This is a genomic window from Butyricimonas hominis (assembly GCF_014287455.1).
Classification (GTDB): domain Bacteria; phylum Bacteroidota; class Bacteroidia; order Bacteroidales; family Marinifilaceae; genus Butyricimonas; species Butyricimonas muris.
This window is the reverse complement of record NZ_JACOOH010000001.1, coordinates 63,350-83,543: the sequence shown is the minus strand read 5'-3', so window position 1 is coordinate 83,543 and position 20,194 is coordinate 63,350. Positions and strand designations below refer to the sequence as shown.

Here is a 20,194-nt window from a genome sequence, read left to right as displayed (position 1 = left end):
TCTAATTTCTGAACAGGTGTTTGAATTGGTGTGAATATAGTTTTGACAGTCCCTCGCGGTTATCGATGGCATCGCCGACGACAATCATGGTGGTGAGGGTGAGGTTGTTTTCTTTCACGATACGGGCGAGGTCTTGCAATTGTCCCCGGAAGATGCGTTCGTCTTTCCACGTGAGGTGGTAGCATGCTGCCACGGGAGTGGTGGGCGGGTAGTGTTGCAGGAGTTCGCTTTGTACTTGGTCGACAATGGAGGCACTGAGGAAAATACACATGGTGCTTTGCGAGCGTGCCAGCATGTGCAGTTTTTCTTTCTCGGGCATGGGGGTGCGTCCTTCGCCTCGCGTGAGGATGATGGTCTGCACCTTTTCGGGTATGGTGAATTGCGATTGCAGGGCGGCAGCGGCGGCGAGGAAGGAAGAGATGCCGGGGGTGATGTGGTAGTCCATGCCGTACTCGTCGAAGAATGCCATTTGTTCCTGTATTGCCCCGTATATGCACGGGTCGCCCGTGTGAAGGCGCACGACGAAGAGTCCCTTGTCGTAAAATTCTTTCATGAGGCTGAATTGTTCCTCGAGTGTCATCGTGGCGGAACTGCGCACGGTGGCACCGGGTTTGGCGTAATAGGTCAATTCCACGGGCACGAGGCTTCCGGCGTAAAGGATAAGGTCTGCCGCTTCAAGGAAGTTTTTGCCTTTCACGGAGATAAGTTCCGGGTCACCGGGTCCGGCACCCACGATTTCGATAAATCCCCGGCGTTCTGCCGCCCGGTCGAGAGCCACGGCAAAGGTGAAGTCGTTGCCCTCGGATAGTTTCCCTTTCTGTTTTTCTACTAATAATCTGTCGTTTAAAGATGTTGCTAATGCACTAGCTTCTGCAACGCTCGGTACGGAGGTGACTTCCAGTACTTTCTTCGAGGGATTGGGTATCTTGATTTCAGCAAGTTCTATCGGGTCGTAAATATGTACAGGAATGTTACCGGCTTTTCTAGTGATTTCGTCAACGAGCGCTTCCTTCTCTTTTAAATCAATAGTGGATACGGTTGCTAACGCGAGGGGAGATAGGTGTTTTGCCTCAAGACTATGGAATATATATTCCGTTACTCCCTCGGGATTGCAGTTTTTGCGGCAGCCGACGCCCAAGTGGAGCACTGCCGGGCGGTAGTACAACGCGGGTATCGGGCTCTCGTGTCGGAACGGGGTAACGGCAACGAGGAGTTGGAATTTGCCGAAGTCGATATCCTCGAAATGGTAGAATATTTTCACGTGTTCCGGCGCGGTACGTTCCAGATAACGGGTGCCTTCGTCCCGCGTGTCAAGGAGCAGAGCCGTGGGACGGGTGTTGACGAATGCCGTGATGATGTCATTCATCGGTGCGGTTGTTTCGGTTTTCCATCCCTGTTCTTTGCCAAGGGTGTCGAGAGCCCACAAGCCCGTGTTGTCGCTTTGTGTCGTGATGACAGCTTCGGCACCCAAGATGTTGGCTACCCGGCGGGTGAGTTGGTTGGCTCCCCCGACGTGTCCCGACAGGACGGAAATGACGTGTCGCCCCGTGGTATCGATGTTGATGACAGCCGGGTCGGTGTATTTCGACTGCACGGACGAGGCTATGGCACGGACGCATATACCGAGGGCCCCGATGAAGATGAGGGCATCGTACCGGGAAAAATGTTCGGACACGAAAGCGGTGATGGACGTGATGCTGGTGCAATCCGCCTGTTCTCCTTTGGTGAAAAGTTCGGTACCGGGCAGTTCTTGCCGTATGGTGCGGGCGATTTGTAAGCCTTGTTTTGAGGATATGATAATAGCTATCTTATTCATGTGCTGATGTTTTTTGTACTTGTATGATATCTATCGGGTTGTGGGTATCTACCGTGAGGCGGTGTTCTCCCGTGACGGAAAAACCGTGTCGGGTGGCACCGCGGATGAAGAGTTCTTTGCTTTCGGGCGATACCGAGTTGAAAACGATAACGCCGCCGGGGACGATAACCTCGTTCAGACGGCAGATGATTTCTTCCATTTTACCCCCGTGTCCGCCGATAAATACGGCATCCGGGGGCGTGATGCCGGAGAGGTCGGTCGCGGTGAAGTCACCGATGTGTACTTCTATGCCGGGCGTGCCGAAACGGGCGGCATTGGTTTTCATGAGATGTTCTCCTTCAGGGCGTTGCTCGAAAGCTACCACCTGAAGGTGGGGGAATTGGAGTTTCGCCTCGATGGAAACGGAACCCGTGCAAAAACCGATGTCCCAGAGCGTGTGGCGTTCCCGTAAGTCGAGCATGCCGAGCGTGAGCAGGCGGACGGGCATTTTGGTAATCATGCGGGTGCGTCCGTCGAGTAGTTCAAACTCGCTTTCCGGGATGCCGAAAGGACGGGGGTGCGCGTGAGTACGTTGCAGGATGACGCAATTGGGAGCGACGAAACGTTGTCCTATTGCCTCATCCGGCGAGAGGGTGCGTACGCGTTCGTTTTCGTTGCCGAGGATTTCACCCGTGTGCATCCGGTAATTGTCGTACCCGTAAGCCAGCATCCGGCGGGCAATGGCATCCGGGGAGTGTTGCTCGTCGGTAAGCAGACCGATTTTCTCGTGTCCCTCGATGAGTGCCCGGTCAAATTCATGCCACGGTCGCCCGGTGAGGGAAACGACGTGCATGTCGTGGTAGGGAAGCACGAGGCGGTGTGCCAGTATCTGCAAGGAATTGAAGTAGGGGTATAACCGCATGCCCGCTTCCGGGAGCCGTTTGCGTATGGTGTTGGCGAAGCCGAAGAAAAGCGGGTCGCCGGAAGCGAAAACGACAATCTCGTCCTCACCCTCGTATTGCCGGAAGACGTTGTCAAGCGGCACCGTGATGTCTATCCAGCGGTAACCTTCCGGTAAGAACGGGCGCACGATGCCGTGGTGACGTTTCCCCCCCGAGAATACGGTACGTGAAGCGATGTGCCCGCGTATTTCCCGGGAGAACTCCTGTTGCCCGTTGTCGTCAATTCCTATAATGATAAAGTTCATAAGATAATTGAAAATTAAAAATTGAAAATTGAAAATGAAGGAAGACTTCATGGCAATTTTCAATTATCGGTTATAATTTAGAAATGCAGTATTGTCATTTTCAATTTTCAATTCTGCATTTTCAATTGTTTACACGTCCCTTCCCGGTCGCAGTCCTTCCGCGTCGTCAAAGCAAAGAATGGCGTTGACGAGTGTAGCGGCGAGGTTGCTTCCGCCCTTGCGTCCCTCGATGATGAGCTTCGGGATGGTGGTGAACGATTTCAACATGTGTTTGGATTCCCGCACGTTGACGAAGCCCACGGGTGCGCCGATAACTCCGGCGGGGTGTGCTTTGCCGAGGCGCGTGAGTTTGCATAGCTCCATGAGAGCCGTCGGGGCGTTGCCGAACACGTAAAGGGCGTCCGGGTGTTCTTCCGCGGCAAGACGTATGCCTGCTTGCGTGCGGGTGATTTTCATGCGGGCTGCCATTTCGGCGACACGTTCGTCGGAGAGGTAGCATTTCACCTCGATGCCCAACCGCTCCAAGGCTCCCTTGCGGATGCCGGAAGCCGCCATGGTGACGTCGGTAACGATGGTGCGTGTTTTCCCGTCGTGCAAGAGGGCGTGGAGGGTTTCCACGGCGTTGTCGTCCGTGTAGAGGATATTCTCCATGTCGAAGTCCGCGGTCGTGTGGATGGCGTGCAGCAATGCCCATTTTCGCCCGAGGGGTATATCTTTATTCTGTAATTCCGATTCGATGGTGCGGAAGCTGCGCATCATGATTTCCTGCCCGATGCCCACTTCGTCGGTGCGCTGTTCCCGGTAATAGCCGCGGGGGGTGATGATTTTGTCGTCCCACGCGTAGGATTGCGAGTTGCCGATAATCACGATAGTGAACATATCCACTTCCTCGGGGTCGAAGTCGGCTATCGTGGTAATCTTGATTTCCTGTTCATCCCGTCCCGCTTGACGCACGAAACCGACAGGGTTTTCCGGTGAGCGGTATTGGCGGAAGATTTCTTTCAGGCGATGGAGTTGCCAATAGCGTCCTTCGCTTTTCGGGTTATAGACGGCAGTCACGAAGTCGGCGGAGGCGGCTGCCTCTATCCGGCGTTCGATTTTCTCCCAAGGTGTCATGAGGTCGGAGAGGGAGATGATACAGAAGTCGTGCCCGATGGGTGCGCCGAGTAGCGCGGCTCCTTTCTGGAAGGCACTTATCCCCGGTAGTATCTCTACCTCGACGGGACTCGCTTTTTCGCGTTTCATCTCGAGGACGAGGGGTGCCATGCCGTATATACCGGCATCGCCGGAACTGACGACGCAAACGGTTTTTCCCTGTTCGGCGTACTCGAAAGCGAGCGCGGCACGGTCTTTCTCTTTCTTCATGCCCGTGTCGATACACTCGGTACCCGGGTGAATGACGGATTGGATGAAGTTGAAGTAATATTTGTACCCGACAACCACATCCGAGCGTGTGATGGCGGCACGGACCGCGGGAGTGATGTCTTCTTCACTGCCCGGTCCGATGCCGACGACGTATATTTTTCCTTGGTTCATTGTCATAATTTTGAAGTATCGGACAAAATTACACTTTTACCGGCTGGATTGCAAATCAAATCCGGTCTAAATTCCGGAGTAAACGGCGGGGAAAAAGGTATGATATTCTGGTGTTTTATTAAATATCTTCTGGAGTTCTTTTAACCCCGTCAGAAGAACTCCAAAAGAACTTCAAAAGAACTTCAAAAGAACTCCCCTGTTTCCTCGCCGTCTTATGGTGATTTACAAGCAAGTGTTAATAGAGGTGAATTTATCTCTTTCGCCTTTTGCACAACCGGATGATGTATTTCACCGAGAGCACGATTCCCGTGAATGACACGGCGGCTCCCCCGAGAAGGAGAGTCCAGATAACGACAGTCCACAACATGGGGCGTTCGACGAGGAACTTGATGTCCAGCGTGTGCAATCCCCGGTAGAGCCAGCGTTTCCAGCGTCCGTTCGTGTCGTAGTGCGCGGGTTGGAAGGATTCGAGGTTATAGTAATAACAATCCTTCGCCTTGTTGTCGAGTTCGACCTTGTACGCGGGTAACGGCAGCGGGCGTCGGCGGGAAATGTAGTAATTGTCGTACTCCTCCATTTTTGTCACCGTGTAGGGGACGGTATCCCGGGTGAGGCGTTTGATGGCGGCGTAAACCATTTCTTCCGTGATACGGAAGGGACGGATGCTGTCGGCAGAAGCGTCGAGGGTAACGGTTTCTCGCTCTGTCCTCAATTTATACAGGGGCATGCCTTCGTAATGTGTCCATTCCACTTGTTTCACGGGACCGTGTGTCCGGCTGACGGCGGCAATAGCGTCGCGATAGTCCAGCGTGTAGGTATCGGGTGAGGGAGTCCCCCTGTCCGGTGCGCCTTGCCGCGTCATGCCACGGGGTTTCTGTTCGCCGAACAGCCACGAGGGAAGCGGTGCCATGGACATGTATCCGCTTAATATCCACGTGAAGACGAATATCCCGAAGAAGAAGCCCGTGACGTGATGCCACTTGAACCACGGTTTCTTGTAGGGGGTGCGAAGGAAGCCTTTCCGGCGGTTCAGCCAGTAGGAACGAATGCCGAGAATGAATCCCGTGAAGCACATGAACATCCCGAGGTAGCAAGACCAGTACATGAATCGCGTCCACAAGTTCTGGTTTTCCCGGATGACCGTGAAATATACCCAGTGGGGTATTGCCCCGAACCATGCCCAGAATCGTTTGTCGGAATCCGTGAATTGCAAGATATTGCCGCTTCGGGAGGAGATGTACAGTTGATATCCTTCCGGTCCGTCATAAAAGAATTTGTACACGGGCAGTTCCCGTTTGTTGTGGGCAAGCGGTATCCATTGGTCGAGGGCGTGCAGGGTGTCTACCCGAGTAATGTTGTTGTTCGGGCACCAGTTTTTTGCCCGCCATTCACAGAGGGCGTAATTCACTGTCGGTGCCACGGCGTTGGTGTCGGCGTATAAATCATGACTCTTTCGCCGGTTCCCGAAATGGAACACGTTTTGTCCTTCCGGGTTGTCGAGGCTGATTCCGCCCGGGCGGACGTCAGCGGGCAGGCGGCGGAGCACGTCTTGCATGGCGGGTAATGACGCGGTGCCAAGGGCTTGCTGGCGGGCGAAGCGTTCTTCTTGGCTTACACGGGGAAACGAATGGTATATCATCACGATTCCGGAGATAAACCACGAGAAGCACAGGATACAGAGAATGATTCCCAGTATCCTGTGGATATGGATGAGTAATCTTGTAATCATGTGGTTAGTCGATGTCGTCGGTCTTTTCGTATTTCTTTTTCTTCACGATGATGTCTTCCCGCTGGTGGGTAGAGGCGAATTTTGCGTGACGGATGAACAGGTCTTGTATCGCCTCGTTTTGTCCCAGCCCCTCGAGGATAACGTTGACTTTATAACCTTTCTTTTCCAGTTCCTCTTTCCAGTCCCCGGCAATATCGTTTTTGGCATGGTCGCCCGCCACGAACATGAAGGGGACAAGGGTGACTTCCTGTGCCTTGTTGGCTTCCAGTTCCCGGATAACGTCATCCATGGCGGGATAGCCTTCGATGGTTCCCACGTGGTAGTTCTTGTGGCCTTGTGCTTTCATCACGTAGTCGAGCATCCCGTACGTGGAGTTTGCCGGGTGGTAAGTGCCGTGGCACACGAAGACACAATCGCCTTTCGCCTTTCCCCGGAGCGATGCGGTAAGGGCTTGCACGGTTGCCTTGTAGTCTTCCGGGGTATAGAGCAGGGCGTTGCCCAGCCGGATGTCTTTGAATTTGTCGCGGTAGAGAGCCACTTCCTTGCGCAAGGCTTCCATCTCGATGCCCTCGATGATGTTCGTGGGTTGGATGATGAGGTGGGTGTAGCCGTCCGCTATGAGTTGGTTCATTGCTTCCACGGGATTCGGTTTCACGATGCCTTTTTCTTTCAAACGGCGCATAATCATGCGGGAGGTGTAGGCTTCCCGGACTTCGATGCCGGGGAATGCCTTTGCCGCTTTTTTATTGATAGCCTCGATGGTGAGTACGCGGGTGTCGTCGTGTGTCGTCCCGAAGTGAACCATAAGAAGGGCTATTTTGTCATTCGGCCCGAGGGTTTTGAATATATCGGATTCCTTGAAACCTTCGCCATGACCGAAGGCGGATACGCTTGTCAATAAAAGAAAGGCTATTAATATGTTTTTCATGATATCGGTTTTATTTCGTGAAACGGATTACAAGACTGGCGAAGAATGTTCTGCCGGGGTTCAGGGTAGCGTAGTTCACGCCGTTGGGGCGGTCGTCCGTCCAGTCGAAGAGGTTGTCAATCCCGGCGTTCAGTTCAAACAGGAAGTTACCCACGGGTGCGAAAGTATGCGTGGTGGCAAGGTTCCAAAGTTGGTACTTGGGGGCGCTGACGTCGGTGTATGTGTCTTCCCCGGTCTTTTTGTCCGTTGTCTTTTTATAGATGTATTTCGAACCTTGTATTCTCCCGTTGACATTCACGTGCAGGCGGTATTTGTTCCACTCGTGTGTCCAGCCTCCCCGGAAGGTAGCGGCGTGTCTTACCGATTCGCTTAGGCGGCGTCCTTCCCCGTCGGCAGCGTAAACGCAGTTGTAAGCCCCCGCGGCGGAGAATCCGGCACCGAGGTAGCTGTTCACGGAGATGTCGAAGCCTTTGATGGTGGCTTTGTCGAGGTTTTGATACAGTTTTTTGTTCGCTATCCCGTTTGCTTTTTCCTCTTCGGTAGGGTCTACCTTGTAGTCGGAGATAATATCTTTGACGTCATTGATGTATCCGTTCAAGGCAACATTTAAATGCTTGCCCGTGTACTCGATATTTAAATTGTAGTAATTGGATTTCTCGGGTTTTAAATCCGGGTTCCCTATCGTGATAGAACCTCTGTTTTCATAGTCGTAATACAGTTCTTGAATGCTGGGGGTTTTGAATCCCATGGCGTATGACGTTCTGAAATTGAATGAGCCGAGGGAATACATCAAGGCTATTTTTGGCGTGAAACTGTTTTTGAACATTTCGTTGTACACGTAACGGAATCCCGGGAGGATTTGTAATTTTTCCCAAACTCGGATTTCATCTTGCGCGTACAGGGCTAACGTGTAAATTTCTTTCGGTTCGTCGAGGCTTCCGGGGTTTTTCATGTAGTCGTTCGTGTATTCGGTGCCCACGGAAATTTTATTGTACTTCCCGGCTTTGAACACTCCTTTCAGGTTGCCGTTGTAGTACTTTTGGCGTTTGGTTAAATCTTCGTCGCCGACATGGAAAGTGGTGTCTTTTTTGCTAACTTGCGCTACCGTGTATAATTTGTTGTACTCGTAGTTGTCCATGTAAAGGTCGAGCGAGATGTACGCTCCATCGTTCATGAAGTACTTTCCGCCCAAGCCGAAATTATAGTCCATGTAGGTGAGGTCGTATTGGTACCCCCCGTCGTTTTTCTTTTCTTGTACCGGACGGTTTACTTCCCGGTCGAAATAACTTCCTTGCGCGTAGAGTTTCAATTGCTCGTTGGGAGCGTAAGTGAAGTGTTGGGTAACAATATTGGAATGGAATTTGCTGGATGACTCTTTTCTCGTGGGGATGACCGTGTCGCCGCTGATTTCATTGGGGTTTAATTGCCATCCGCCCATCTGCCGCCTTTGGTAAGAGGTGGAGGAGGTGAATTTGCCGAAATTCAAATCGACACTGGCGTTTTGCGAGAAGCTGGATTCTCCCCCGAAACGGGTTTTCGACTGCACGCTAATCGGGTCTTTCGGTTGTTCGGTGATAACGTTGATTACCCCGGCGATGGCGTCCGAACCGTAAAGGGCTGATGCAGCGCCTTTCAATATCTCGATACGTTTCACCCGTCCCATGTCGATACGCGACAAGTCGGTATTGTTGGAAACATCTCCCGCCACTTTCTTCCCGTCGATGAGAATCAAGATGTATTTGTTGCTCATGCCGTTGAGCGTGAAGTACGAGCCCATGACCGTGGGGCGAATATTGAACGCGGGGTTCAGCAACAGGAGGGCGTCCTCGAAGGAGTTTACTCCTGCCTGTCTTAAGTCCGACCCGCTAATCACTTCTACCGGGACGGGCGAATCTTTCAATCGGCGGTGGGTTCCTGTTCCCGTCACCACGACCTGATTCAAGTTTACCGGGGTGGCGAGTAACTGGAATAATATGTCACTTTTGTTTCCGTTCACTTTCATGGAACCGACCTCGTAGCCGGAGTAGCTGGCACGAAGCGTGTAAGTCCCGTCGGGTATTTTTTCCAGAATGAATTCGCCCTTGTTATTCGTGGCGATACCGATGCTTGTTCCGACTAACCGAACATTTGCCCCGGCAAGGGCTTTACCGGTTTTGGCATCTACAACTTTCCCCTTTAAGGTGATTTCTGCAAAAGCGACGCTCGCTAATGCTACTACGAATAATGTAGTCAGCGCTACAAATTTCTTCATGTAAGATTAAGTTTAAAAGTTCATAATGGTACTCCTGACCCCGGGAATACGCTATTACCTGTTTTGCTTTGGCAGGTCTCCTGACTACGCCTAAGAAAAGTACCTTCCCGTCCGCGAGGACAGTGGTGCAAGAACCTTTCTTTGAATCCCCTCCCGGGGAAACGGGCATCACAGTAGCGGGCACTGTGTCGGATTCTAACCGACTTCCCTCTTGTGCGCTAATGGGATATTAACACATCACCAAAGACTCCGCGAATGTATGCAGATTCCATTAAAAAATACAATGAAACGGGGAAAAAATTAATTAATAATTTGTAGGGGAATTAGTGGTAAAATAGGATATAGAGAAATTACATTTCCTTTGATTGTGTTGAAAATCTGAGTGTTGTAAAGAAAATAAAAAAGTCATGCAAGAAATGCATAATATAGAAAAATATATTACTTTTGCCCCCGTTTTGGTGCGGAACCTTCGGTCATGAAGGCGACGCTTAATAGGGAATCCGGTGTGAATCCGGGACTGTACCCGCAGCTGTAAGTTCCTTTACAAGGGATTTTGTACTTCAAATGTCACTGGTGTAATAACTGGGAAGGCAACAAAATCCGGAACAAGTCAGAAGACCTGCCGAACGATGATAACCATAGCTTTCGGGAGAAAAAGCGAGAGGAAAAATACGGATTTTACCTTGAAACTCATGTTACCCTAAAGACTATGTTAATAATGCTTTATTCATTATTAATATATAGTTTGTATGAAAAAAGTTGTTGTATTGGCAGTATTGCTGTTCGCGTGTGTCGGCTCGCTTTTCGCCGAGGATAAAGACAAGCGCAAAAAGAAAAGTATCACGGATACGATTTTTCGTATCGATGAAGTAAGTGTGCTTGAAAAAAGAAAACGTATCGATTTGTTGGGGTTGGATGTACCGTTGCGCTTTGTCCCGATAACGGTAAGTAAACTTTCCGGGCAGATGCTGGAGCGTAAAGGTATCGTGAATCTGGAAGATGCCGTGAAGTTTTTGCCCGGGATTATTCACAAGACAAATCAACTGGGGGCGTTCCAACGATTCTCTATCCGGGGACAAGGGAGCGCGCTTATCATGATCGACGGGATGCGGGACGAGCGAACGGTTAGCCAGAATGTTCCTTACGGGGACTTGTCATCCGTGGAGTCCATCGAATTGATAAAGGGACCCGCTTCGGTGTTGGCGGGACATTCTGCCATGGGAGGGGTTTTGAACATCGTGCGCAAGAAGGTAACACCGGATTTTTCAGCTAATGCCCGGATTAGTTATGGTAGTTGGGAAGAAAAACGGGCTACATTGGGTTTCGGGGGAAAGTTGGCGGGACCGCTTGATTACCGGGCGAATATCCATTATTCCACGGGCGACGGTTACCGGCGCACGAACGCGAATAGATTCTCCCTTTATGGGGTTTTAGGCGCGAATGTCGGCAAAGTAGGGAGATTGGAAGTGAGTGGCAGTTACGCGGATGATAAGTACACGACTGAAATAGGGGCCGCACCGACCGTGCGTTATGATGTGTACGAAGTCGGTAAGGATGCCGGGCCTTTTATGAAGAGCGGAGAACGGCATCCTTATGCCGATTATCACGAGATATATAATGATTACGCGAATAATCGGATGAAGCGTAAAGTATGGGACGTGACGGCACGGTACACTCACGTGATATCCGAGAACATGACATTGCGAGAGAGGTTTACTTATTTCCATAGCGATTTGGATTATTGCTGCGTGGAAGGATTGGGGTACCGGACTTCGGAGGAATCTATTTATAAATGGTATTATACCTCGAAAGGTAAAACGACCTATATAAATCTGGATTCTGTGGTGCGAAATAAACCGTTGAACTTTAACCCGGAGCATAAACAATTGAGTAATGTGCTGGAATTGACAGGTAACGTGGAGACCGGATTCGTGAAACACCATTATACATTGGGATGGTCGTATTTCGCGTTTGACTTTGTACAGTATAACGGGTACGGGAGTGATGATTTGTGGGGACCCGGATTGGGTGCTGTGTTGGCATTGAAGAATCCGCAGTTGGTACAAGGCTGGTGGGATTCCAAAATTTCAGCTGCAAGTCTGAAAACCGATAGAACGCATGCCGTGTATTTGCATGATGTGATGGAATTTAGCGACCAATGGAAGGTGATGTTGTCCGGACGCGTGGATTTTTATAACTATAAAACGGCAACAGCAAAGGTTTTGGACGGGAAACAGGACTACAAGAAGGAGAACCGTTCGGAATGGAATAAAGTGAAGACTTCCGCTTTCACGTATCGGGCGGGAGTGGTGTATTTCCCGGTGCCGGAATTGTCATTTTATGCTTCCGCTTCTTCTTTCTTCAATCCGGTGGTGAAGTTCTATAATCCGGATATTATGTATTTGGATAGAAAGGGGAACGAGTTCAATCCCGACACGGATGGCGGAGAAGTGTTTAAGCCGGAGAAAGGAATTTCGGCAGAAGTCGGGGGGCATTACACGTTGAATGAATGGGTGGATGTCAACGCTTCGATTTTCTACACGAGCCGCTATAATGTCGTGAAAAGTTTGGGTGATACTACAGTGGTGATTGACGGCAGTACCGTGACGAAGAATATTCAAGGGCAAGTAGGTCGAGGAATGTCAAAGGGATTTGATTTTGAGATTGTGGTTCGTCCTCTTCCGACGCTTCGGTTTACGACGGGATTGAGTTGGGCGGAATATCGTTTGCGACAGATAGCGGAGAGCGGACGATTCTCGAAATACAAGGAAGAGAATAAGAATGTGCGTGAAACAGGTGTGCCTCGTACAACTTTTTACGCGTATGCCGATTATACGATTCCCACGGGGGTGTTGAAGAACTTGTCGTTCCAATTAAGCGGAAATTTCAAGGATAAGGTGTTCTCCGATATCAAGGAACGAATTTACACTCCGGCGTTGTGGCTGATGGATGCGGGAATATATTACACGATCAAGGGGCATGTGAATCTGGCTTTGAATATTAATAATTTGTTTGACAAAGAGTATTTCGAGAAAACAACTGTACTGGGAAAACCCCGGAATTATCAGGCATCCGTGTCATATACTTTTTAGTTTCGCCGAAGGCGAAAGTTACAGGTTGGCAGGTTACAAGTTAGTATTGATTTGTAACCTGCTAATTTGTTGTTTATGAAATCTGTGGAAATATTTTGAGGGGTAGACGTCAGAATGCAGACTTATTGGCTACTTTTGTCAAAAAATAGAATAGTCATTATAATATAAGAATATGAAAAAGTTTGTATTGTTTTTATTTGTTTTGGTCTTTGCTGCCCACGCGGGCGTTTACGCGCAAGATACGGTAAAGCAGGATACCGTGAAACCTGAAGGGTATAAGTTTACGGACATCAAGAGATTGCCCGCTACTTCGGTGAAGGACCAGTTTCGTGCCGGGACTTGTTGGTCGTGGTCTACGGCTTCTTTTCTGGAGTCGGAGATGATGCGACAGGGAAAAGATTCGGTTAATCTTTCGGCTATTTATTTCGTGAAACACGCTTACAGTGACAAGGCGGACAAGTATGTGCGTTTGCATGGCGTGTTGAATTTTGCCGTGGGTGGTGCTTCGTCGGATGTCATTAACATGGCGAAGAAGTACGGGATTGTGCCTCTTGAGGTGTTCGAGGGGTTGAATTACGGGGAACCGAATCACGTGTTCGGGGAGATTGACGCCGTGTTGAAAGCGTACGTGCAAGCGGTGGTCGAGAATAGGAATAAACGTTTGAGTACGGCTTGGAAGAAAGGGTTTGATGCAATTTTGGACGTTTATCTTGGTGAAGAGCCCGAGAAGTTCGAGTACAAGGGAAAAGAGTACACACCCCGGACTTTTGCCGACGAGGTGGTGGGGTTGAACATGGACGATTACGTGAATCTGACCTCGTTCACGCACCATCCTTTTTACACGGAGTTTGCCTTGGAGGTGGAAGACAATTGGTCGTGGGATAAGGCTTACAATATCCCGCTCAACGAGTTGATGCGGGTGATGGAGAGTGCGATTGATAACGGGTACACTTTCGTTTGGGGTGCTGACGTGAGTGAGAAAGGATTTGCAACGAAGGATGCCGGGGTGGCGGTGGTGCCCTCGACCGACACGAGAGAGATGACCGGGGCTGAAATTGCCAAATGGGAGAAATTGCCTAAAGAACAACAGACGTTGGATGCTTTCAAGCTGGCTCCGGCTCCCGAGAAAAAGATTACCCAAGAGATGCGGCAGGAAGAGTTCGACCGTTACTTGACGACCGACGACCATGGTATGCACGTTATCGGCAAGGCGATGGACCAGAACGGGACACCTTATTTTATCGTGAAGAACTCGTGGAACAAGTACAATCGGTTCGGCGGGTATTTCTACGTTTCTTATCCTTATATGGCGTTGAAGACGATGGATATTCTGGTACACAAGAGTGCGATTCCGAAGGACATCAGAAAGAAGTTAGGAATTTAATGTAAGTTTATTATAAATGAAACCGCCTCGTGATGGGGCGGTTTCGTTATTTATGAAAGAAAAGAATTGTTTTATTTCTTTGGATTTTTATACCAATCCCCGTATTTTGTAGGTTCTTTGACCCAATTTAAGAAATCGGGATAGAATATGTTTATTTTCACGGATTCATCCGGAACTACATAGTCCGTGATGGGAAGGTCGATGGCGAACGGGTAGGGATTTGTTTCATCACCCACATAATATTTAGGACCAATAGCATTTCCTTCTTTGTCAATACCACTCCGGTCATCATATCGTCCGAAATCATTTGTAATGTCCGCTAGTTTGGTCGGCGGGTAATTTGTGAGATGTATTTCCCGTCGGGGAAGTGAGGTTACGGGGTTTCCTGTTTTGCTTCTACTGACGCAAATAAATGGATTGTAGAATTTATTCTTCTGAATATCATCCACTTTTACTCCTGCTGACGCAGCGAGTTTGATTGTCAACGTGATTTCTCCGTTATTCTTGGCTTGTCCCAAATCATCGAAGAGGATAAATGTTGCTTTATCTTGCTCTTTTTCCATTCCTTTGGCATCAAGCTGGGCTGAAGAGGTATTGTTGTTTGTCATTTTTACCTCGTCCACGTATGTTTGGGGTAGGTCAATCTGGTACCCGAATGCACTTTGGATTTTACCCCCTTCATGGTAAGGGGTAAAAGAGTTTTGGATTTCAAGGATGTTATTGTCTTTGTCAAAGGTGTAACTTCTCTTGTAGGTGATTACCACGTCGTTCATATCGTAATCCCCTTTATTAGGCCACAAGTCCTCGAATGCTAATGTACCGACGGTTTCACCACTTGTTTCGGGGTCGAAAGGCACTTCGGGGTCGGTGGTCGGTTTATTGGGATCATAGATAGCCTCGTCCGGAGTTGCCTCCACGTAGAAGAGAATATCTTTGTAATCTTTATCACCTCCGTCTTCAATGCCAAGAATCGTTTTTTTGCTTTCCTTGTCATATATGCTTATGCAACTTTTTATCTTTCCTTCATTAAATTCGTCATTCGAGAACCAAGTGCCTTTCTTCGGGTTGTAATTAACCTTACAATTGTAACCATAGTCCTCAAATCCGTTTGCAAGTAAGAACCAGCCGATAGTTGTTCCTTGCGGGAATGTTTCACTTCCTTCACTTTTCCCGTCTTCACCATAATACATCAGTTTGATTCTATCACCTCCCCATAAAGTTCCTCCGGGACGGCTGTATTCAGTACAACTTGGAAAAGCTAAATATTTGGGTAAAGCGTTAAATTCTTCTGCAGTTAGTTCTTTTTTTGAGTTATAATAGTAATACCCCATTGCATTACGATACTCTCCCTTCCCGTCCAAGAAAATAAGTTTTATGCTGGCATTTTCTATTACTTTGATGTTTACAACGTCAGAAGATCTCACGTATTTAAAATTATCGATTCCTTCTAATGTATTTTGGATTCGATTCAATAATCCTTCCGGAATATCATATTCTTTCAACAAATAGTTCGGTATTCCATTTTTTTGAAAATAATCACCATTACTCCATGTGCCGAGAGGGGCAGAAATATTATATGGATTATCTCCTCCCGCACGGGAAAGTGATACGTTTTTAGCAAGAGTGGTTGCTGCTTTGGCTCCAGAGGACTGTTGTTGTTCTCTATATTCTTTCATATTGAACCGGATGCCGCTCTCGCCGACTTCCAATTCCACGCATTCAGGTAAACCGATGTATTCGGAATAAAGATAAACTTTATCTGTTGCCGTGGGTAAACTGATAGAACCCGTGTATTGACAATCGTCGTTCGTGTAAACTTTGAATGGTGCGTTTACCCCTTCCTTTTTCTTGCTTACGCCATTTTCAGTAACGATAGGGTTTTCTGTATAGATTTCGAATACGGCTTTGTAGCCTTTTATTCCATAATCGATATCCAGTGATTTTTCTGCACGAGTCAAATAGTCAGAATTATTACTTTTCGACTCGTCTTTATTGGGGTCATAAACGTCTTTTTTACATCCCCCAAATACTAGTGCACCAATAAATAGGTAAAGCACATACACGCTCTTGTTGATTTTCATCCTCTTTTGGCTTTTAATGTTTATGCAAAGTTATATATAAAAACACTAAAGTGTATCTATATAGCTATAATTTAAACAGATTTAATATATAGTGAGAACGGTGAATCCTTTTTATGGGATTTGAGTACTGTGTTTACGCTATTATTTTGTTTCGTATTTATTTTTTATTCTTCGGGTGTTGTATCTTTGCGATAAACAAATGATGGATGATTATGCGTAAACCTCAAGTATTGATTGGTGCGGCGACTTCCGGTAGTGGGAAGACGACTTTCACGTTGGGATTATTGCGATTGTTGAGGAACAAGGGAATGAAAGTGCAGCCGTTCAAATGTGGTCCGGATTATATTGACACGAAACATCACGCGATGGCTGCCGGGGAGGAGGCTGTCAATCTGGATACTTTTATGGCTTCGGCGGGACACGTGCGGCAAATCTATTCCCGTTACGGGACGGGGGCTGATGCCTGCGTGACGGAGGGAGTCATGGGATTGTTTGACGGGTATGACAAGATGAGGGGAAGTAGTGCCGAGATTGCCGGGTTGCTGGGGATTCCCGTGGTGCTGGTGTTGAACGCCAAGTCGACGGCTTATTCCGTGGCGCCCGTGTTACATGGGTTCAAGCATTTTTACCCGGGGATTCGTGTTGTCGGGGCTATCTTTAATTTCGTGGCGTCGGAGTCGCATTACGCTTACCTGCGGGGTGCTTGCGAGGATGTCGGGATTGAAGCTCTGGGGTATATCCCCAAGGATGAAGGGATTGTGATTCCTTCCCGTCATTTGGGATTGTCGATTGACGGGAGTTGCTGTTTTGACGAGTTTGCCAATCGGGTGGCGGAGGTGATAGCTAAAACCGTGAACGTGGAGCGGTTGTTGGAGATTTGTACGACGGATTTCCCGGCATGTGGAGTGAACGGGGACGCGGAACGGGGAGAGATGAAGATTGCGGTCGCGCGGGATGAGGCTTTTAATTTCATGTACCGGGAGAATATCGGGGCTTTGGAGCGAGAGGGGGAGGTCGTGTTTTTTAGCCCGTTGCATGATACCGTGTTGCCGGAAGCCGATTTGATTTATTTGCCGGGCGGGTATCCCGAGTTGTTTCTTGCCGAATTAAGCGGAAATGAAGAGATGAAACAGGCTCTTCGTGCTTATTGCGAGGCGGGAGGGCGTGTGTTGGCGGAGTGTGGGGGAATGATGTATTTGTGTGAATCTATTGCCGGAACGGATGGTGTCGCTTATCCCATGGTTGGGGTTTTGAGTCGGGAAGCGACCATGGAACCCATGAAGTTGAAGCTGGGGTACCGGGAAGTGGTCTTGAACGGTAAGGCGATTCGGGGGCATGAGTTTCATTATTCCCGCGTGAAACCGGGGACGGAAGAGGTGGTTCGCGTGGGAGAAGTGTACAATGCTAAAGGGGGAAGGGTGGATACACCTGTTTACCGTTACAAAAATGTAATAGCGAGTTACGTCCATTTTTACTGGGGGGAGTGCGGGATGGAACGATTGTTGAATATGGCGTTACGGGATTCGGAATGACAATTTGTCCCGTGGCGGGTATTTTTGACAGAGGGCATCGCGTGGCATATGTTTTGTTCAGCTTTATTCGGAGAATAGAATAAACTTTAAATAAAAGAGATATGATGAAAGAGAATTTAGTGAAAGCGTTTAACGCTCAGGTGAATGCCGAGATGTGGTCTTCTAACTTGTATTTGTCAATGTCCGTGTATTTCGCCCAGAGTGGGTATCCCGGGATGGCATCATGGATGAAAGCACAGTCTAAAGAGGAGTTGGAGCACGCTTACGAGATGATTGATTTCGTGATTAAACGCGGTGGAAATATCGAGATTGGGCAAATCGACGTGGTACCCGTGGCATGGGGGACGCCGTTGGAGGTGTTCGAGCATGTCTATGAACACGAGTGCCATGTTTCTAAATTGATTGATGATTTGTTGGATGTCGCTATCAAGGAAGGTGATAAAGCCGCCCAGAATTTTATCAATGGATTCGTGAACGAACAAGTGGAGGAGGAAGATACCGCGCAAACAATCGTGGAGCGTCTTCGGAAATTGGACGGGCACAATCTTGTGTATATGGACGATAAGTTGGGGGGACGGAAATAAATTAATGGAGGTGTGTCGGAACACACCTCCGGTTCATAAAGTTTATAAAGTTCGTAAAGTTGAGCCTTCGGCTCTTAAAGTCTGCGATGGTGTGTTGCGACACACCATCTTTATATGATGGAATAAATAGTGCAAATCAGTAAGACGGTAACGAGGCACACGGTTTGATTGACGCGGGCGGCTCGTTTGTAATCCCTGCCGGATAGTTCCCGGTCGTTGCTGCCGATATAGGGTTTTTCGACGAGGATACCGTGGTAGATGTTGGGTCCGCCGAAGCGGCAATTCAAGATGCCTGCCATCGCCGATTCGGGGTAGCCGGAATTGGGACTGGCGTGTTGCCGGGCGTATTTTCGAATGAAGCTGAAAATGCCTTTTCGATAGCCGGATAAGGCCATCAGGAGAGCTGTCAATCGGGCGGGGATGTAATTCAAAATGTCGTCGAGATGTGCGGAACAGCAGCCGAAGTCCTTGTAACGGGCATCTTTGTACCCGAGCATGGAATCGAGGGTGTTTACCATTTTGTACATCATCATGGCGGGAAAGCCGCCCAAGGCGTAGAAGAATAGCGGTGCGACGACTCCGTCGCTGAGGTTCTCCGCCATCGTTTCCAGTACAGCAGTGTATATCTTTTTCGGGGGCAATTGACTGGTGTCGCGTCCCACTATCCATGAAAGGCGTTTTCTTCCGGCTTCCAATCCTTGCGTTTCGAGCGTGCGAATCACTTCCCCGCCTTCTTGAATAAGGCTATGGTTTGCCAGACCGTAGAAGACGAAAACGGAGGCAACGATGTAATAGACGGCGGGATGAATGAGCCAAGAACCCCACGCGAGCACTCCCCCCGTGCAGAGTGTGGCGAGAGGCAACCCGATAGCGATGAAACAACCTTTGGTTTTCCGGTGGTTCCCTTTGTTTAAATGTCGTTCGCACCAAGCGATGATATTCCCGAAAGCCACGATGGGATGGGGCAACTTTCTCGGATCGCCGAAAAGTAAGTCGAGCAGGTACCCGATGACGAGGGGAACGATTATAATTGAAAATTGAAAATTGAAAATTGAAAATGAATTCATTTTAATTCTAAATTTTTTAGCGCGTTCACGAGCATTTGGTTTTTCTCTTCGGAGAGGGTGTTTATCCGGAAGTAGTGTTCATCCAATCCGCGGAAGTTGGAGGCGTCCCGGATTAGAATCCCGTGTTGTTCGATGAGATGTTGTTTCAGTTGCCTCGTGTCGAATTTCGTGTGCACGAGGAAGAATGAAGTACCTGAATTCAACGGGATGAAACCGGGGAGGTTGTCGAGTTGGTTGACCAATTGCTGTTTTCGTTTCATCAGTCGGCTCGTGTCGGGGAGTAGGTATTTCCCGTTTTTAAGTAAGAATTTACCGACCTCGATAGCCAGCGAATTGACGCTCCACGGGGATTTGAAAGCCCGGACGCGTTCTATCAAGGCTTCATTTCCCAGCATGTAGCCCAAGCGTAAGCCGGGGATGGCGAAATTCTTGGTCATGGAATGTATTATCAATAGATTCGGGTAGCGGGACAATAGCGGTTCGCAGGTTTCTGCTGTCGGGGCGAAGTTGATGAACGATTCATCCACGACAAGCGTCATGTCCGGGAATTGTTGCAGGATGTATTCTATTTGTTCTTGCGTCCAGATGTACCCGTTCGGGTTGTTCGGGTTACAGATAAACATCAAATCTCCCGCGATGGGTTGGAAGTTTTCCAAAGGGATGAATGAGAGTTGGTGTTTGTATAATGTACAAGCGTCTTCATATTCGCTGAAGGAAGGTACCGGTAGTATCGTTTTCGCCCCCTCGAAAGCGTGGGCGATGAGGTAAAACAGCTCGGTAGCACCGTTTCCGGCAATCACGTTGCGCGGTGTCAGGTTGTGGCTGTTTGCCACTTCGTTTACAAAGGATTCGGCAGCGGGTTCCGGGTAATGGAATATCGTGTCGATTTGTGTCTTGAGGACGGAGCGGATGATGTCCGCGTCCGCGTCGTACCATACATTCGTGGAGAAATTGGCTTTAATATTTGTTCCTGTCTGGAACAGGTCGTCACCATGTCCGTTTAGCATT

The 20,194-nt window shown here is 48.9% G+C and carries 13 protein-coding genes and 2 riboswitches; of the genes, 4 read left to right on the top strand and 9 right to left on the bottom strand.

The window, feature by feature from the left end; translation table 11 throughout:
- Position 1 precedes the first annotated feature (1 nt).
- From cobM to H8S64_RS00290, 6 genes are all read right to left on the bottom strand, one after another.
- Positions 2 to 1,816: a precorrin-4 C(11)-methyltransferase gene (cobM, locus tag H8S64_RS00315; protein WP_186974537.1), complete on the bottom strand. Its 1,815-nt coding sequence runs from the start codon at positions 1,814 to 1,816 to the stop codon at positions 2 to 4.
- A complete protein-coding gene (gene cbiE, locus H8S64_RS00310) occupies positions 1,809 to 3,002 on the bottom strand; it encodes a precorrin-6y C5,15-methyltransferase (decarboxylating) subunit CbiE (protein WP_186974536.1) in 1,194 nt (397 codons plus the stop codon). The genes cobM and cbiE overlap by 8 nt, the downstream gene beginning before the upstream one ends.
- 129 nt (positions 3,003 to 3,131) lie before the next feature.
- Entirely contained in the window at positions 3,132 to 4,538 is a 1,407-nt protein-coding gene (cobJ, locus tag H8S64_RS00305) for a precorrin-3B C(17)-methyltransferase (protein ID WP_186974535.1), read from the bottom strand.
- Positions 4,539 to 4,788: 250 nt separating this feature from the next.
- Positions 4,789 to 6,267, bottom strand: coding sequence for a PepSY domain-containing protein (locus H8S64_RS00300; protein ID WP_186974534.1), 1,479 nt, complete (start codon positions 6,265 to 6,267; stop codon positions 4,789 to 4,791).
- A gap of 4 nt (positions 6,268 to 6,271) precedes the next feature.
- Complete coding sequence (locus H8S64_RS00295) at positions 6,272 to 7,195, bottom strand: sirohydrochlorin cobaltochelatase (RefSeq protein ID WP_186974533.1); 924 nt, start codon at positions 7,193 to 7,195, stop codon at positions 6,272 to 6,274.
- 10 nt (positions 7,196 to 7,205) lie between these two features.
- Positions 7,206 to 9,446, bottom strand: a complete 2,241-nt coding sequence (locus H8S64_RS00290) for a TonB-dependent receptor (protein WP_186974532.1) — start codon at positions 9,444 to 9,446, stop codon at positions 7,206 to 7,208.
- 53 nt (positions 9,447 to 9,499) lie between these two features.
- Positions 9,500 to 9,706: riboswitch (cobalamin riboswitch) on the bottom strand.
- Between the two features lie 193 nt (positions 9,707 to 9,899).
- Positions 9,900 to 10,087, top strand: a riboswitch (cobalamin riboswitch).
- A 108-nt stretch (positions 10,088 to 10,195) separates the two neighbouring features.
- Between H8S64_RS00290 and H8S64_RS00285 the strand changes: the two genes are divergently transcribed.
- Together H8S64_RS00285 and H8S64_RS00280 are read left to right on the top strand one after the other, a co-directional pair.
- Positions 10,196 to 12,538, top strand: a complete 2,343-nt coding sequence (locus H8S64_RS00285; RefSeq protein ID WP_186974531.1) for a TonB-dependent receptor — start codon at positions 10,196 to 10,198, stop codon at positions 12,536 to 12,538.
- A 172-nt stretch (positions 12,539 to 12,710) separates the two neighbouring features.
- A complete protein-coding gene (locus H8S64_RS00280; protein ID WP_186974530.1) occupies positions 12,711 to 13,922 on the top strand; it encodes a C1 family peptidase in 1,212 nt (403 codons plus the stop codon).
- 71 nt (positions 13,923 to 13,993) lie between these two features.
- On the opposite strand, the gene H8S64_RS00275 is transcribed toward H8S64_RS00280, so the two are convergent.
- Positions 13,994 to 16,003 carry an LruC domain-containing protein gene (locus H8S64_RS00275; protein ID WP_186974529.1) on the bottom strand — a complete coding sequence of 670 codons (2,010 nt, stop codon included), beginning with the start codon at positions 16,001 to 16,003 and terminating at the stop codon, positions 13,994 to 13,996.
- Between the two features lie 212 nt (positions 16,004 to 16,215).
- On the opposite strand from H8S64_RS00275, the gene H8S64_RS00270 reads away from it, so the two are divergent.
- Both H8S64_RS00270 and H8S64_RS00265 read left to right on the top strand, forming a co-directional pair.
- On the top strand, positions 16,216 to 17,535 hold the full coding sequence (locus H8S64_RS00270; RefSeq protein ID WP_186974969.1) for a cobyrinic acid a,c-diamide synthase CobB: 1,320 nt from the start codon (positions 16,216 to 16,218) through the stop codon (positions 17,533 to 17,535).
- A gap of 101 nt (positions 17,536 to 17,636) precedes the next feature.
- A complete protein-coding gene (locus H8S64_RS00265; RefSeq protein WP_186974528.1) occupies positions 17,637 to 18,119 on the top strand; it encodes a ferritin in 483 nt (160 codons plus the stop codon).
- A gap of 110 nt (positions 18,120 to 18,229) precedes the next feature.
- Here the strand turns inward: H8S64_RS00265 and cbiB are convergent, their stop codons facing one another.
- Positions 18,230 to 19,186, bottom strand: coding sequence for an adenosylcobinamide-phosphate synthase CbiB (gene cbiB / locus H8S64_RS00260; protein WP_186974527.1), 957 nt, complete (start codon positions 19,184 to 19,186; stop codon positions 18,230 to 18,232).
- On the bottom strand, positions 19,183 to 20,193 hold the full coding sequence (locus H8S64_RS00255; protein ID WP_186974526.1) for a pyridoxal phosphate-dependent aminotransferase: 1,011 nt from the start codon (positions 20,191 to 20,193) through the stop codon (positions 19,183 to 19,185). Before H8S64_RS00255 ends, cbiB begins: the two co-directional genes overlap by 4 nt.
- Between the last annotated feature and the right edge of the window lies 1 nt (position 20,194).

What these genes read in the sequence shown, in the direction of transcription:
- H8S64_RS00265 (WP_186974528.1), top strand. Translation starts at nt 17,637, where the DNA reads ATGATGAAAGAGAATTTAGTGAAAGCGTTTAACGCTCAGGTGAATGCC.
- H8S64_RS00270 (WP_186974969.1), top strand. Translation starts at nt 16,216, where the DNA reads ATGCGTAAACCTCAAGTATTGATTGGTGCGGCGACTTCCGGTAGTGGG.
- H8S64_RS00290 (WP_186974532.1), bottom strand. Translation starts at nt 9,446, where the DNA reads ATGAAGAAATTTGTAGCGCTGACTACATTATTCGTAGTAGCATTAGCG.
- cbiE (WP_186974536.1), bottom strand. Translation starts at nt 3,002, where the DNA reads ATGAACTTTATCATTATAGGAATTGACGACAACGGGCAACAGGAGTTC.
- H8S64_RS00255 (WP_186974526.1), bottom strand. Translation starts at nt 20,193, where the DNA reads ATGCTAAACGGACATGGTGACGACCTGTTCCAGACAGGAACAAATATT.
- H8S64_RS00295 (WP_186974533.1), bottom strand. Translation starts at nt 7,195, where the DNA reads ATGAAAAACATATTAATAGCCTTTCTTTTATTGACAAGCGTATCCGCC.
- cbiB (WP_186974527.1), bottom strand. Translation starts at nt 19,186, where the DNA reads ATGAATTCATTTTCAATTTTCAATTTTCAATTTTCAATTATAATCGTT.
- H8S64_RS00280 (WP_186974530.1), top strand. Translation starts at nt 12,711, where the DNA reads ATGAAAAAGTTTGTATTGTTTTTATTTGTTTTGGTCTTTGCTGCCCAC.
- H8S64_RS00285 (WP_186974531.1), top strand. Translation starts at nt 10,196, where the DNA reads ATGAAAAAAGTTGTTGTATTGGCAGTATTGCTGTTCGCGTGTGTCGGC.
- cobJ (WP_186974535.1), bottom strand. Translation starts at nt 4,538, where the DNA reads ATGAACCAAGGAAAAATATACGTCGTCGGCATCGGACCGGGCAGTGAA.
- H8S64_RS00300 (WP_186974534.1), bottom strand. Translation starts at nt 6,267, where the DNA reads ATGATTACAAGATTACTCATCCATATCCACAGGATACTGGGAATCATT.
- cobM (WP_186974537.1), bottom strand. Translation starts at nt 1,816, where the DNA reads ATGAATAAGATAGCTATTATCATATCCTCAAAACAAGGCTTACAAATC.
- H8S64_RS00275 (WP_186974529.1), bottom strand. Translation starts at nt 16,003, where the DNA reads ATGAAAATCAACAAGAGCGTGTATGTGCTTTACCTATTTATTGGTGCA.